This is a genomic window from Nocardioides sp. NPDC101246, from assembly GCF_044767415.1.
Lineage (GTDB): Bacteria > Actinomycetota > Actinomycetes > Propionibacteriales > Nocardioidaceae > Nocardioides.
In genome coordinates this window covers 107,900-122,223 of record NZ_JBIWNX010000018.1, presented here as the reverse complement: position 1 = coordinate 122,223, position 14,324 = coordinate 107,900, and the positions used below count along the sequence as shown (strand labels likewise).

Below are 14,324 nucleotides of genomic sequence, written 5' to 3'. Positions count from 1 at the left end.
CCGTTCGTGACCGCCTCCGAGGCCGCCACGATCGGGTCGTCCAACGCCTTCAGGAACGAGTTCTCCCCGATCACCGCGTTCAACAACGCATGCGACCAGTTCGGCAGGATCCCCGAGATCTCCAACATGATGTTGCCGATCGAGGTCCCCGCCCCCGCCACGAACTGCCCCGTGCACCCGTTGTCATAGGTCCACCACTGCGGCGTCGTGCCATAGGCCGACTCCAACGAGACCTCGTCCTTGTTACGGAACGGATCCAGCTCGTCGTTGACCTCCTCCGGGTCGTTCAGCTCCGTGCCCGCCTTCGACGCCGCCCCCAACGCCGTCATCCGCACAATGAAGCTGCCATCCCCGTACGGAGAAGCCGGCATCGGCGCATCCAGGTTGTTGCACGCATCGCTCACACCCGAGAGCCCACCCGTCGGATCGAACGGGATCGGGATATCGATCCCCCTCGGCCCCGCAGCCGCCGGACCAGCAACCGAAAACAGGCAGACGATGAGCGCACCCACGAGCACCGATATGCGCACCCACGAGCGGGACCGTCCCGATGTCCCGAATACTTTCCCGAGTCCCACTATCCGACCACCCCCGACCGTGGCACTGCACCAGATCACACCACAATCGGCTCTGCTACACAGCCCTTCTGTCCCATGCAGCGACGTGAGTTACCTGGACTCTAATTGGCCGGATCGGAGGTGCCGGGAGACAAAGTCCTCAGCGAAATGACGTGCCTGGCTGATCTGGTCTTGGCCACAACCACACAGCCGCAGACATCCAGCAGCGATCTTGTTGGCGCGCGCCTTGTCGACGGTGACGCCGTCGGCGCGGAGCACGATGACGCCCTCGACCTGTTGGATCAGCATCGCACCCAGTTCCTCATCCGCGTCGCCGAGGCCACACTGCTCCGCGAGGCGAGCCCCGAATGCCTCGTAAGAGGAAGTCAGTTCACGGAGCTCATCGCGGAAGCCGGCATAGACCTCGCCTTTGCCCGCCGAGACCACATCAGGAAGCCGCGCGAGCATGCCCACGTTGTGCGGCGCATCGGCCAACGTCTGAATATCAACGAGAGCGAGCACGAACAGCGCTGCCTCGGGGCACGTTGGCGACACCTCGGCCTCGATCTGGGCAACCTTGTCCTGGCTCGGGCGGACCGTGGCCCCCAGCAGATCGGCAAGGATCTCGTCCTTGCCCGCGAAGTGATAGTAGAGCGAGGCCTGTCGGATACCGACTGCCTCAGCGATCTCGCGAGTCGAGGTCGCAGCAAACCCCTTCGACGTGAACAATTTCGCGCAAGCCTGCAAGATCTGATCACGCGGCGACACACCCGGCGGCACCGCCACCGAAACATGCCGCGGCCGACCCGGGCGAGCACGACCGCCGTCCAGAGCAGCCGCAGCCGTACTCACGACCTTTCACCCACCGGCCGCGACCAGAAACACCCACACAGCGAGCAGTGATGGCGCTCGGCCTCGCCATGATCATGCGGCCGATCGCACGTATGAGCGTGCGGCAACCGCGGAAGTCGGTGCGGGATCCACTGGCCACACAAGACCGCGCTCGTAGTAAACGGGCTCGACGTGGTGAACGGTGACGTCTGCGTCATCTGCGTAGATTTCGGCAGTTGCTGGGGTCCTGGAGACACCCGACCAGCACACCGCGGGACACGCCAGGGGGGCCAGATGATCAACGGGTCAACTCGGTCAACTTCTCATCGTCACATCCGCTGACCCCGCGCGGCAGGGATCATAATGTTCCGCAACGACGTCACACAGTTGGGGGACACGGGATGGAGCTCCAGCCTGGGCAGCCGAATGCTGACCTGGCGGCTGCCCTGAACGAGCTCGGGTGGAGCCCGAAGATGCTCGCACGGCGACTCAACCGCGAGTTTGGAACGGGCACGACCGCCGCGTCCGCGCCCTACCACTGGCGCGACAAGGGCATGGTTCCACGTGCACCGTTGCCAGCACTGACGTCGCATCTGCTGTCCCAAGAGCTTGGCCGAGTGGTGTCGGCCGCTGAGCTCTGGCAGGGCAAAGCAGGCGATGGGGCTCCCTTGCTTGCGGCGGGCTGCGGCCTCGACCGACCATGGACCATGCCGGATCTGGAGGAGATCGTGGACGACTGGGTCCGCGGCGGGCTTCTCGACCGCAGGCGGTTCTTAGCGATCTCGGGCGCGGGCCTCACCGCGATCGTCGCGAACTATCTGGACGGCACTGCCGGCCTGGGGACGATGGTCGCGACCTCGTCGACCAGGCTGATCGACCCGCTCGTCGACCAGGTCGAGCAGAACCTCCCCTTGTTGCAGGCTCTCGACGACATGCACGGTGGCGGCCACCACCTGTCCTACGTGAGCGCACAGTTCCGCGCGATCGGCCTGCTCCTGAGTGGGGGTGGACACTCGGCGCCTTCGCACAAACGCCTCCTCCAAGCCCTCGCTGAGCTCGGGCAGCTCGCCGGCTGGATGGCATTCGACGCCGCCGAGCATGGCCTTGCCCAACGCTACTTCGTCACGGCGCTACGTGCCGCCCACCAAGTCGATGACCGGCCATTGTGCGCCCACATCCTTGCGGACCTCGCCTTCCAAGCCGCCTCCCGCGAGCACGCCACGGATGCGATCCCACTGGGCGAAGCCGCCCAACGCTCCGCACAGCACGCTCCCGCAGCGGTCAAGGCATCCGTGCTGTCACGACTGGCCTACGCGTACGCATCCGGCGGCGAAGAAGACTCCTTCCGTCGAACAGCGGACGAGGCCCGCGAGACGATCACCCTCGCCAACAGTTCCGATGCACCCCGGTGGATGTACTTCCTCACCGAGAACCACCTCGAATGCCAGGCCGGCTACGCCATGATCCAGTTGGGGCGCTTGACCTCCTCGAACGGGACGACCTCGTCCAAACGACTGCTTGGCGACGGCGCGAGCCTGTTGGCGAGCGGTGAGCACGCCGCCCAGCTCGGCGGCGCCAGCGATAGGCGCGCCTTGTTCGAAGGTGCGTGGCTGGCCCTGGGCCACAGCACGCGCGGCGAACTGGAACAAGCATGCGCCATCGGGGAACTGGCGGCCTCTCGCCTCGCGTCGGTGCGCTCGCCTCGAAGCGTCTCGGTCCTCAAGGAGCTCTCCCGCGATCTACGCAGACGCCAACGCAACCCGCACGTCGCCACGTTCCTGCCGAAGCTGGACTCGGCGCTCTCCATTTCGACGTGAGCGTGTCGGGCGAGTGGCTACGTTGGGGCCATGCATCCTGACGAACGCGTGACCATCATCGGAGCCGGGGTGACGGGGCTGACCACAGCTGTGGTCCTGGCCGAGGCTGGCCATTCGGTCCGAGTGGTGGCTGACGAGATTCCCGGGGGCACATCTTTGGCCGCAGGGGCGATGTGGGGGCCGTACCTCGTCGAGCCAAAGGCAATGGTGGATGCATGGAGCCAACGCTCGCTTGAGGTCTTCTGCGATCTGGCATCGGACGCAGCGACCGGCGTCCGAGTGAGCAGCGGCATCGAGGCAACGCGACACTACGAGGCGGCACCCGCCTGGGCGCGTGCCCTGCCGGGCTTCGAGCCTGTCGGCGCTGACAAGCTTCCCGACGGATTCCGATCCGGCTATCGGTTCAGCGTGCCGCTCATCGATATGCCGACGTACCTCCGCTACCTCCTTGAACGCGCCGGAACTGCCGGGGTTGTCGTCGATGACCAGCATGTGTCAACGCTGACGTCGCTCACCGACGCCGACGTGATCGTCAATTGCTCCGGCATGGGAGCCGCCGTGCTGGCTGACGACACCGACCTCCGCCCGATTCGCGGACAGCACGTGATCGTGGCCAACCCCGGCCTGACCGAGTTCTTCTCAGAGGACACGGGGATGTCGAGCGACCTTCTCTGCATCTACCCCCAGGGTGAGGTCATAGTTCTGGGGGGAACTGCGATCGACGGCTCCTCTGACACAACTTCAGACCCCGTGGCCGCCGATCGGATCCTCCAACGCTGCATCGCCGTAGAACCACGCCTAGCATCAGCCCCCGTCATCGAGCATCGGATCGGCTTGCGTCCCACGCGCTCCCAGGTGCGGGTCGAAGCTGAGCAGATGACCGGCACAATGGTCATCCACAACTACGGCCATGGGGGCGCCGGCGTGACCCTTTCCTGGGGATGCGCCGAGCAAGTTCAGCAACTTCTGGGGAGTTCGGCGAGCGGCTAACGCACCCGAGCGACCGCGCGCCGCCACGGATGTCGCCACAGCCTGACCACCCACCCATAAGGAATGGAAATCTCGATGATGACTGACGGCGCAATCGTCTACTCACCCGACGGCGTGCTCCGGACCTCTCGCGACACGCTCGTGGCAGCCGCTCGCCATCAGTGGCCGAACGTCGAAGTCATCGACCTCGACGGCGAGTTGACGCTACACATCACCAGCGGCAGCGAGCGCTTCCAGATCTTCGACCTCGGCGATGGCATGTTGTCCACCGACGGCAACCACAACCAGCAACTCGAGTTCGCAGCTTGGGCGAGCATGCTGGCGACGGAGACAACCGCGGGCCGCGTCGTACTCCTCAACAAAGATGCTTCCGTCGCCGCCTATCTGCGTCCAGGTATGACCCCTGAGGACATCGACGCCGCATGGAACGCGGAGCCCCCGGAGTGACGGACTCTATGCAGGACAGGCAGGGCGAGCTGATCGAGGAGATCTCCGCGATTCTCCCGGAAAGGGTCACAGGAGACTGGACGAAGCTCGTCCTCAATCGTCGCGCGCTGTCGATGTTCGCAGAGGAGACCATGCAGGTCACCCGCCCAGACGGCTCCACGACCGGAACCCTGGGGCCACGACACGCATCCAAGCTGTTCAAGGAGCTACGCCAAGTCATGTACCGGCCGGGCGCTGGCACCTGGCTCTCGCTCGAATGGACTGTGACCAACCAGGCCGGACAGCGCAGGGCGGATGTCGACTTCAACTATGACAACGAGCCGTCATGGCAGCGCGACATCGATCCAGGTCTGTACGGGCTTGACCTCGACAAGTTTCCGCGACGTGATGACGCTATCCCTGACTGGCTCAAGGCCCGACTGGCCGAGGCCCGCGCACGTGCCAAGTAGGGCTGGATAGCAACCCTCACGCCTCCCGGCGCCAGCGGTCGGGGGTGGTGCCGTAGCGGGCCTTGAAGCGGCGGACGAGGTAGCCGGGGTCGGTGAGGCCGGTGCGGGTGGAGATGACCGACAGGGGGAGGTCGGTTTCGCGGAGGAGGCGGCGGGCTTCGGTGAGGCGGCGCTCGGTGAGCCAGTCGAGGAGGGTTCGGCCGGTGCGTTGGCGGACGACGGTGGTGAGGTGGCCGGGGGTGTAGCCCAGGGAGCGGGCGAGGTCGCCGGCGGAGACGCGGGTGGCGTACGTCCTCTCGATCTCGTCGAAGACGCGGGTGACCAGCGGGTCGGGGGCGATGGGGGCGCTCGGAGCCAACCGCGCCGCGGCCACGAGGAGGTTCGTCAGGATCGCGGTGACGGCGTCGTGGGCGCCGAGGCGGTCGGGGTGCCGCAGCTCGTCGGCGAGCTCGGTGATCCACGCCTGCCAGCGGGGGCGCTCGGCCTCCGGCACGAGCGCGCGGCGGCCGTCGGCGGCGAAGAGGGCCAGGAGGGGGTGGTGGGCCCAGGTGAGCGGGGAGATGGAGGCCAGCGACGGGATGGCGTCGGGAGTGAACGCCACCGACCAGGCGCGCGCGTGGGTGAGCTCGGCGAGCGACTCGGCGGCGACGACCTCGCCGGGGGCCACCGCGTGGACCTCGCCGTCACGCAGCGCCACCTGCTTGCCGTCGAGTCCGACCGCTCCTCCGCCGCGCTCGACGTAGGCCAGCACCCAGAAGTCGTGGGCGTGCCGGTTGTCGGGAGGGAGGTGCTCGCCGTCGCAGTCGGGATCGAGGGGTACGACCCTGACGGCCGGCATGCCGGGGCTCTGGTCCCAGCCGTAGACCGGGGTGCCGTCGGCACGCACCGTACGCACCGGGCGGCCACCGGCCAAGACGGAATCCGAAGAACGTCCCATGGCTACCGACTTCCCTCCCACCGCATATCCGCAGAATGTCCCATCGTAGAACTATGACCACGATACAGATCATCGACGGCCGCGCCGAGGGCGATCAGGGCCGCGACTTCCTCCCGGGCATGGGCCGCACCTGGCTCCTCCCCCTCTACGACCTCTTCACCCGGTTCGCCCGCGTGCGCCCGCTCCACGACCGGACCGTCGAGCTCGCCGGCATCCAGCCCGGCCAGAGCGTGCTCGACGTCGGCTGCGGCACCGCCAACCTCTCCTTCTCGGTGCTCCGCGCCGTCCCGGGGGCCGTCGTCACCGGGCACGATCCCGACGCCGGCGCGCTGCGGATCGCCGCCCGGAAGGCGGGTCGGCGGGGCGTACGTCTCTCGCTGGTGCAGGGGTACGCCGACCGGTTGCTGCCCGAGGACGGCAGCGTCGACCACGTCGTCTCCTCGCTCGCGCTGCACCACGTCGACGACGCCGGACGGGCCGGGTTCGGGCGGGAGGCCCATCGGATCCTCCGGCCCGGCGGGCGGGTGACCATCGTCGACTTCGGCGCCCCCGACCACGGAGCCGGCGGGCACAACCACGGCCACGGAAACGGCCATGAGGGCCACCGGCACAACCAGATGAACGCCTACACCGAGCGCAACCTCGACAACGCGATCGTCACCCTGCTGACCGACGCCGGGTTCACCGACGCCCGGGAGATCGAGCACATCGAGCACAAGTTCGGGCCGATCACGATCGTGCAGGCGACTCGCTGACGACCACGGGGGTTGGTCCTGCGCCTCCCGGACCGGGCAGTCTGACCCCATGTACTTCATTGGAGTCGACCTCGCCTGGGGTGTGCGCAGGCCCACCGGCCTGGCCGTCCTGGACGAGACGGGCCGCCTCGTCCACGTCTCGGCCGCCAAGACCGACGACGAGATCGTCGCCGCCCTGGAGCCGTACGTCGCCGACGACTGCCTGGTCGCGATCGATGCTCCCCTGATCGTCACCAACCCCACCGGGAACCGGCCGGCCGAAGCTGCGCTCAACAAGGACTTCGCTCGCTTCGACGCGGGCGCGCACCCCACCAACACCAGCAAGCCGGAGTTCAGCGAGCAGCCTCGAGGCGCCCGGATCGCGGCCCGGCTCGGGCTCGACATGAACCCCCGGTCGGGCCGCCGGCGGCGGGCGATCGAGGTCTATCCGCACCCCGCGACGGTCGCCCTCTTCCGCCTCGGCCGGACGCTGAAGTACAAGCACAAGTCGGGGCGTGACATCGACCAGCTCCGCGCCGAGCTGGTCGTGCTGCTCGGCCTGCTCGAGGGGCTCACCACCGCCGACCCGGCGCTGCTGCTCGACGAGCCGTCCTGGCTCGCCCTCCGTCACGCCGCCGAGAACGCCGTACGCAAGAGCGAGCTGCGCGCGGTCGAGGACCAGGTCGACGCCGTGCTGTGCGCCTACATCGGCCTGTTCGCGACCCGAGCACCGGAGCGGACCACCACGTACGGAGACTTCGCGACCGGCTACATCGTCACGCCGACGCTGCCCGACGACCTCCGCCCGACACCCCGCGGCCGAGGCGGGGCGAAGATCCATGACACCGCGTCCGCGGTCCGCGAGTACGCCGCGATCCAGCCGACGCTGCAAGAGGCAGCCGACCAGTACGTACAGCTGGTGACCTCGATCCTCGACGACGCGGGCATCAACTATCTGACCGTGAGCTGTCGCGCGAAGTCGGTCGCGTCATTCGCGGCCAAGGCGGCTCGGACCGTCGACGGACGGCAGGTCTTCACCGACCCGCTCCGCGAGATCACCGACCAGATCGGGCTGCGGGTGATCACCTACGTCCACAGCGACGTCCAGGCCGTCGCCGACCTCCTCGACGACCAGGTGGTGGTCCTCGACGACCGCGACATGGGTGAGGAGACCGCGAGCGAGGGCCGGTTCGGGTACGCCAGCCGCCACCTGCTGGTCAGCCTCGACCCCGCGCGCGAGGGCCAGGCGGCGTACGAGCTGTTGCGGGGCCGCCAGGCGCAGATCCAGATCCGCACCGTGCTGCAGCACGCCTGGGCCGAGTTCGAGCACGACATCCGCTACAAGGGCACCATCCCCAGCGAGCACGTGCCCGACTTCGACCGCCGGTTCACGCTCGCCGCCGGGCTGCTCGAGCTCGCCGACCGCGAGTTCTCCACGATCAGGGATCGGCTCCGGCAGGGCGTGACCAGCGCCAGCACCGAGGCCGTCGACGACGACCCGCGGATCAGCCCCCGTGAGCTGGCGGCGTTCCTGGCCGGGCAGTACGCCGACGCCGGCTGGTCGCGCACCGACCACTACGGATGGATCTCCGGCGTCATCCTCGAGCTCGGCATCACCTCGCTGACCGAGCTCGGCGACGCGTTGCGCTCGGTCGACGAGGACACCCTGATGGCGCGGATGGACTACCGCTATCCGCCGGGCGCCGTGCGGCGGCTCGATGACGCACTGCTCTGGGTCTACGGCGACGCCTACGTCGGGCTGCGTGCCAATGCGCATCGGGAGCCCGGCCTGCGGGCCAGACTCGCCAAGATGCGCGACTCCGACTGAGCCGGTCGTTCGGGACACCGGCTGAAATCCGATCCGGGGGCGGGCGCGAACTCCCGCTATGAGACACCTGGATCGCCACACCCTTGCCCATGCCGCCGCGGGCGTGCTCGCCGGAGTGGCCGGAATGTCGGCCGCGCACCTGACGGCCGCGCTGCTCACCCCGGCCTCGTCCCCCACGCTCGCGGTCAGCACGGCGGTCATCGACGCCACGCCCACACCGGTCAAGGAGTGGGCGGTACGCGAGCTCGGCACCGCGGACAAGCCGATCCTGATCGGCAGCGTGCTGCTGGTCACGATCGGGTTCGCCGCCGTGATCGGCGTCGTGGCCCGCAGACGCCTGAGACTCGGCGTCGGGCTGATGGCAGGCCTGGTCCTGCTCGCCGGAGCCGCCGTGGTCCGCCGACCGCTCTTCGAGATCACCGATCTGATCCCCACCGTGGTGGCGCTCCTCCTCGGACCCACCGTGCTGGTCCTGCTGACGCGCGCTCTGACCGCTGCGCGACCACCGAGCCACCGGCAGGACGTCCCGAGCGAGGGAGTGGCCACCCGCCGGAGCGTCCTGATCGGGTTCGGAGCCCTCGCCCTGCTCTCCGCCGCGGCCGCGACCGGCGGGCAGCTGATCGTGCGCGGGCGTACGGCGCTCGCCGACATCATGCTGCCGCGGGTCCGCGACCCGTTGCCGGCGCTCCCGGCAGGGCTGGAGGAGACGCACCAGGGGATCTCCCGGTTCGTCACCCGCAACCGCGACTTCTACCGGGTCGACACCAAGCTGACCGTCCCGATCGTCGACCAGAACAGCTGGTCGCTGACCATCGACGGCGACGTCGAACGCGAGCTCACCTTCAGCTACGACGACCTGCGTGAGCGAGAGAACGTCGAGCACGACATCACCCTGACCTGCGTCTCCAACGAGGTCGGCGGCAAGCTCGTCGGCGCAGCGCGCTGGACCGGCGTACCTCTTCAGGAGCTGCTCGAGGAGGCCGGAGTCGGGAAGAACGCCGACCAGATCCTCTCGACCGACGTCGAGGGCTTCACGATCAGCACCCCGCTCGAGGCCGCGATGGACGGTCGCAACGCGATCATCGCCCTCGGCATGAACGGCGAGGTCCTCCCCCGCACCCACGGCTTCCCGGCGAGGCTGGTGGTGCCCGGCCTCTACGGGTACGTCGGTGCCACCAAGTGGGTCACCAGGCTCACCCTGACCCGCTATGACGAGGCGACGGCCTACTGGACCGACCGCGACTGGGCCATCGACGCCCCGATCAAGCTGTCCAGCCGGATCGACACGCCCCGCCCGCTGAGCAACATCCCCTCCGGCCGCACCGTGATCGGCGGCGTCGCCTGGGCCCAGCACCACGGCGTCGCCACGGTCGACGTACGCATCGACGGCGGCCGTTGGCAGCCGGCCGAGCTCGGCCCGGACGCCGGGATCGACTACTGGCGCCAGTGGTTCCTGCCCTGGGACGCCCAGCCCGGCAGCCATCAGCTGGCCGTCCGGGTCGTGGATCGCGACGGCAACGTGCAGAGCGCGGAGCGGGCCACCCCGTTCCCCGACGGGTCCAGCGGCATCCAGGAAATCGTCGTCACCGTCACCGATTGAAAAAAGACGAAATCCGAACCGGCCACCGTGCCGAAGCCCTCATGACAGCAAGAGACCAACCCTCGAAAGGCTCTCCCAATGAAGCTCAACACGATCACCCGCACCGGCAGCGTCGCCGCGTCCATGGCGCTCCTGCTGGGTCTCGGTCTCTCGGCATGTGGCTCCGAGGACACCGCTTCCGGCAGCGAAGGCGGGTCCAGCACCTCCGAGTCGACCGAGGCCGCTCCCGAGGAGGACATGGAGGCCGGTGCGCAGACCTTCGGTGAGGGCTGCAAGCTGATCCCCGCCGACGGCGCCGGCTCGTTCAACGGCATGTCGACCGCACCGGTCGCCTCCGCGGCGAGCGCCAACCCGCTGCTCAAGACGCTGGTCTCGGCCGTCGGCCAGGCCGAGCTCGTCGACACCCTCAACAGCGCCGACGCGCTGACCGTCTTCGCCCCGACCGACGACGCGTTCGCGAAGATCCCGAAGGCCGATCTGGACGCCGTCCTGGCCGACAAGGAGACGCTGACCAAGGTCCTCACCCACCACGTGGTGGCCGGGCAGCTCGGCCCGGACGAGGTGGCCGGTGAGCACGAGACCCTGGCCGGCGACATGATCACGGTCGAGGGCTCGGGCGAGGAGTTCACCGTCGGCAAGGAGAACGCCAAGGTTCTGTGCGGCAACATCCCGACCGCCAACGCCACGGTGTACGTCGTCGACACCGTCCTGATGCCCTGATCGGGACATCAGACCGGATATCCGCGAGGATCGATACATGAGACCGCTCAGCTCAGTCCCCTCCGGCGACTCGTCGCCGGAGGGGACCGGGTCCCCGGGGCTCGCCGAGCTCCTCCGTCGCGTCGCCCGAGGCGACGAGGCCGCCTTCGCCAGCCTCTACGACGCGACCGCCGCCCGCGTGCACGGACTCGTCCTGCGGGTGGTCCGTGACCCGGCTCAGGCGGAGGAGGTCACCCAGGAGGCGTACCTCCAGGTGTGGCGTACCGCCAGCCGCTACGACGAGAACCTGGGCAGCGCCCATTCGTGGCTGCTGACGCTGGCCCATCGTCGTGCCGTCGACCGGGTCCGATCCGCGGAGTCCGCCGGCCGCAACGACACGGCCTACCACGGCACCACCCAGACCCCGCCCCATGACACGACGGCCGAGGCCGTGGAGACCTCCTTGGAGGCTCACCGCGTCCATGCCGCCCTCGAGACGCTGACGGCGGTTCAACGTGAGGCGCTACAGCTGGCGTACTTCGGCGGTTACACCCACACTGAGGTCGCCGCCATGCTTGACCTGCCGATAGGCACTGCAAAGACCCGTATCCGGGACGGACTGATCCGCTTGCGCGACGCGATGGGAGTGAGCCGATGACCGCGCACGACATTCACGCCCTCTCCGGCGCCTACGCCGTCGACGCTCTCGACGACATCGAGCGCGCCCGGTTCGAGGAGCATCTCGCCGTGTGCGCCGACTGCCGCGACGAGGTCGCCAGCCTGCGCGACACCACCTGGATGCTCGGCGGCCTGACCGACACCGCTCCTCCGCCGGAGCTGCGCGACCGCCTGCTCGCCGGCATCAAGGAGATCCGGCCGCTCCCGCCCGAGACGACGAGCCGCGAGGACACCCCTGTCCCGTCAGAGGCGTCGCCCAGCCGCCGGTTCGGTTGGCGTACGTTCGCCGCCGCGGCCGCGGTGCTGGCCGTCGTCGGCACCGGCACGGTCGCCGCCGTCGAGCTGATCCGCGACGACTCCAGCCAGACCATGACGACCGCGGAGCGGGTGCTGAACGCGAAGGACGCCACGACCGTGGCCGTCGACCTGCCCGGCGACGCCCGGGCACGCGTGGTCCGCTCGGTCTCGGAGAACAGGGCGGTGCTGGTCACCTCCGACATGCCGGCAGCGCCGGCCGGCAAGGTCTACGAGCTCTGGCTCCAGCACGACGACGTGATGGTCCCGGCCGGAGTGATGCCCGCCGGCAGCGACCAGACCGTCGTCCTCGAGGGCGACGCCGGGGACGCGAGTGCGGCCGGGATCACCGTCGAGCCCGAGGGAGGCTCCGACGAACCGACCTCGGCCCCGATCGCGCTGTTCGACTTCGCGCAGGCCACCTGACCTGCGCGAACGGGAAGCCCGGCCGGCTCAGGCGTAGGGGTCGAGGGAGACCCCGGCCGGCTTCCCGGTCGCCAGTGCGTTGCCGAAGCGCGCGTCGGTGAGCTTGAAGGTGGCGGCGCCGAAGTCGGCCGCGACGAGGCGGTCGCGGATGCCGGCCGGGTAGTTGTCCCAGCCGACCAGGCCCTTGACCTGCCAGACGCCCTCGTGGTTCTCGGGCGGCTCGTCCCCGCCACCGGTCTTGGGGAAGCGGAAGCAGTGGGTGCTGCCGCCGTCCTTGTGATAGACGGCCTTGGGGTGCGTACCGCCCTCGAACTGCAGCTCCGACTCGGGCTTGATCTGGTAGCCGGAGTGCTGGGAGACGGACATGTAGCGCGCGTGACCGTCCTGCACCCAGACGATGATGTGCTCCCAGTCGTGCCGGTGGCCGGCCGAGCCCGGACCCCACGAGACCTGGTCCTTCTCGAAGTAGTAGCCGTAGAGGTACGCACACCAGCCGTTGTTGCACTTCGAGCGGGAGTAGACGTTGGTGCTCTGCAGGTCGGAGAGGTCGCGGCACTGGCCGTTGACCGTGCCGCCCATCGCCAGGCCGCCGTTGAGCGTGCCGTCCGGGCCGATCGCCGGGGTGCTGTAACAACCGTCGGTGTCGAAGTCGAGGGCCGGCTGCCAGGTGCGGTCACCCTCCGGGGCCGCGGCCGGCAGCGCCGGGGGCGGGGCGGCCCAGGCGGCCGCCGGGACGAGGGAGAGAAGTGCGGCGAGCGGAAGCGCGAGGGCGAGCTTGCGAGTGAGTCGTTTCCCGAGAGTCATGTGGGTCCCTTGGTCGTGGGGGAAGGGGGTGCACAGATGGAACCAGTGCCACGATCGCGTGACAACCCCTTGCGTGTGAACGCACCGGTAACGCCGCTCGCCGGCCCTGCTCGTCGGCCCTGGTTGGATGGACCGGTGGACGCAACGCAGTGGCAGGAACGGATCACCTCCGAGCTCGCCGGCCTCGGTCAGCAGGAGTTCGTGATCATCAGTGAGCCGTCGCCGCCGGAGCCGACGGGCTTCCTGGCCCGGCTCAGGGCGAAGTCGTCACGGTCGGCCGCGCCGTCGCGCTGGGGTCAGGTGCTGTGCGTGGACGGGGTGCTCTCCGCCGAGTTCGCGGGTACGCAGCACATCGGTGGCTCCTGGGAGGCTCCCGCCGAGCAGCACGAGGCGCTTCGCGCAGCCGGCTGGTTGACCCCTGACGAGACCGACCCGATCGCCCCTGCGCCGGGGGTGCCGCACTACTGGCGGACCGTGCCCCGGGCGGAGGCCGAGCTCGTCGCCGGGCTCCTCGTCGACGCCTTCCGCATCCTCGGCGCCGACTTCGACACCCTCACCCTCGAGCGGAATCGGTAGCCAGCGGCTCGGTCCGGCTGCAGAACAGGTGCTGTGCCTCGTGCGCGGCGTTGCCGTGCGCGAAGGTGAGCATCCCCTCTCCCGCGTCCTGCGTCTGCAGCGCGGGCGGGATCGGCGAGGCGATGACGCCGACGCAGAAACGTACGGCCACCGGGTCCTCGGGCAACGTGATCTTCCCGTGGCCCAGGTCATCACCGAACGGCTGGTTGCGGGTCGCCGGGAGGGCGACGCCGGTCTCGACCGTCACCGTCTCGCCAGGGGCGAGCAGCTGACCGCCACCGGTGGGCGCGACGGCCAGGTTGATGCCCGGTGGCCACGGGAACGCCCGGTGGGACAGCACCAGGACCGGACCGTCCTCGCCGTTCTCGGCCGTGACATAGGGGGCGGTCGACAGCTCCGTCCCCGCCCCGGACGGCACCAGCGTACGGTCGGCGACGAACACGTCCGTCGACTCGTTGTTGGTGACCGTGTAGGTCACCGTGACCGCGTCCTTGGTGGTCGCGACATCGGCGGAGAAGTCGACAGCCGGAGCGGTCGCCGACGGGCTCGGGTCGGGCGGCTCGCCGCCGTCCTCGAAGTCGGGCACGGCCGACCCACAACCGCTCAGCGCGGCGACGAGGGCGGCGAGCATCGAGCACATCTGGAGCTTCCTCATCG

General features: G+C 69.0%; 16 protein-coding genes. 11 read left to right on the top strand and 5 right to left on the bottom strand.

Annotated features, from left to right (window positions below; translation table 11 throughout):
* Positions 1–512: hypothetical protein (locus tag ACIRON_RS26830; protein ID WP_402997264.1), on the bottom strand; the 512-nt coding region annotated here is incomplete at its 3' end.
* Positions 513–668: 156 nt separating this feature from the next.
* Positions 669–1,409 carry a TetR/AcrR family transcriptional regulator gene (locus tag ACIRON_RS26825; RefSeq protein WP_402997261.1) on the bottom strand — a complete coding sequence of 247 codons (741 nt, stop codon included), beginning with the start codon at positions 1,407–1,409 and terminating at the stop codon, positions 669–671.
* A 380-nt stretch (positions 1,410–1,789) separates the two neighbouring features.
* On the opposite strand from ACIRON_RS26825, the gene ACIRON_RS26820 reads away from it, so the two are divergent.
* From ACIRON_RS26820 to ACIRON_RS26805, 4 genes are all read left to right on the top strand, one after another.
* A complete protein-coding gene (locus ACIRON_RS26820; RefSeq protein WP_402997259.1) occupies positions 1,790–3,205 on the top strand; it encodes a carph-isopro domain-containing protein in 1,416 nt (471 codons plus the stop codon).
* A 30-nt stretch (positions 3,206–3,235) separates the two neighbouring features.
* Entirely contained in the window at positions 3,236–4,195 is a 960-nt protein-coding gene (locus ACIRON_RS26815) for an FAD-dependent oxidoreductase (protein WP_402997256.1), read from the top strand.
* Between the two features lie 63 nt (positions 4,196–4,258).
* Positions 4,259–4,642, top strand: a complete 384-nt coding sequence (locus tag ACIRON_RS26810) for a hypothetical protein (RefSeq protein ID WP_402997253.1) — start codon at positions 4,259–4,261, stop codon at positions 4,640–4,642.
* Between the two features lie 8 nt (positions 4,643–4,650).
* Complete coding sequence (locus ACIRON_RS26805; RefSeq protein WP_402997250.1) at positions 4,651–5,091, top strand: agglutinin cell wall attachment protein; 441 nt, start codon at positions 4,651–4,653, stop codon at positions 5,089–5,091.
* A gap of 16 nt (positions 5,092–5,107) precedes the next feature.
* Here ACIRON_RS26805 and ACIRON_RS26800 read toward each other — a convergent pair whose 3' ends face one another.
* Positions 5,108–6,004, bottom strand: a complete 897-nt coding sequence (locus ACIRON_RS26800; RefSeq protein WP_402997247.1) for an AraC family transcriptional regulator — start codon at positions 6,002–6,004, stop codon at positions 5,108–5,110.
* Between the two features lie 77 nt (positions 6,005–6,081).
* Here ACIRON_RS26800 and ACIRON_RS26795 point away from each other — a divergent pair, with 77 nt between their 5' ends.
* From ACIRON_RS26795 to ACIRON_RS26770, 6 genes are all read left to right on the top strand, one after another.
* Entirely contained in the window at positions 6,082–6,783 is a 702-nt protein-coding gene (locus ACIRON_RS26795; RefSeq protein WP_402997244.1) for a class I SAM-dependent methyltransferase, read from the top strand.
* Positions 6,784–6,832: 49 nt separating this feature from the next.
* On the top strand, positions 6,833–8,590 hold the full coding sequence (locus tag ACIRON_RS26790) for a DUF429 domain-containing protein (RefSeq protein WP_402997241.1): 1,758 nt from the start codon (positions 6,833–6,835) through the stop codon (positions 8,588–8,590).
* A gap of 58 nt (positions 8,591–8,648) precedes the next feature.
* Positions 8,649–10,190 carry a molybdopterin-dependent oxidoreductase gene (locus ACIRON_RS26785; RefSeq protein ID WP_402997238.1) on the top strand — a complete coding sequence of 514 codons (1,542 nt, stop codon included), beginning with the start codon at positions 8,649–8,651 and terminating at the stop codon, positions 10,188–10,190.
* Between the two features lie 78 nt (positions 10,191–10,268).
* The gene (locus tag ACIRON_RS26780) at positions 10,269–10,910 is read left to right on the top strand and encodes a fasciclin domain-containing protein (protein WP_402997236.1); all 642 of its coding nucleotides are present in this window, start codon (positions 10,269–10,271) and stop codon (positions 10,908–10,910) included.
* A 37-nt stretch (positions 10,911–10,947) separates the two neighbouring features.
* Positions 10,948–11,547, top strand: coding sequence for an ECF RNA polymerase sigma factor SigK (sigK, locus tag ACIRON_RS26775; RefSeq protein ID WP_402997233.1), 600 nt, complete (start codon positions 10,948–10,950; stop codon positions 11,545–11,547).
* On the top strand, positions 11,544–12,287 hold the full coding sequence (locus ACIRON_RS26770; RefSeq protein ID WP_402997231.1) for an anti-sigma factor domain-containing protein: 744 nt from the start codon (positions 11,544–11,546) through the stop codon (positions 12,285–12,287). The genes sigK and ACIRON_RS26770 overlap by 4 nt, the downstream gene beginning before the upstream one ends.
* Positions 12,288–12,314: 27 nt before the next feature.
* On the opposite strand, the gene ACIRON_RS26765 is transcribed toward ACIRON_RS26770, so the two are convergent.
* Positions 12,315–13,091 carry an NPP1 family protein gene (locus ACIRON_RS26765; RefSeq protein ID WP_402997228.1) on the bottom strand — a complete coding sequence of 259 codons (777 nt, stop codon included), beginning with the start codon at positions 13,089–13,091 and terminating at the stop codon, positions 12,315–12,317.
* A gap of 135 nt (positions 13,092–13,226) precedes the next feature.
* On the opposite strand from ACIRON_RS26765, the gene ACIRON_RS26760 reads away from it, so the two are divergent.
* Entirely contained in the window at positions 13,227–13,667 is a 441-nt protein-coding gene (locus tag ACIRON_RS26760) for a TY-Chap domain-containing protein (RefSeq protein ID WP_402997226.1), read from the top strand.
* Here ACIRON_RS26760 and ACIRON_RS26755 read toward each other — a convergent pair.
* A complete protein-coding gene (locus ACIRON_RS26755) occupies positions 13,645–14,322 on the bottom strand; it encodes a hypothetical protein (protein WP_402997224.1) in 678 nt (225 codons plus the stop codon). The genes ACIRON_RS26760 and ACIRON_RS26755 overlap by 23 nt on opposite strands.
* Positions 14,323–14,324: the final 2 nt, after the last annotated feature.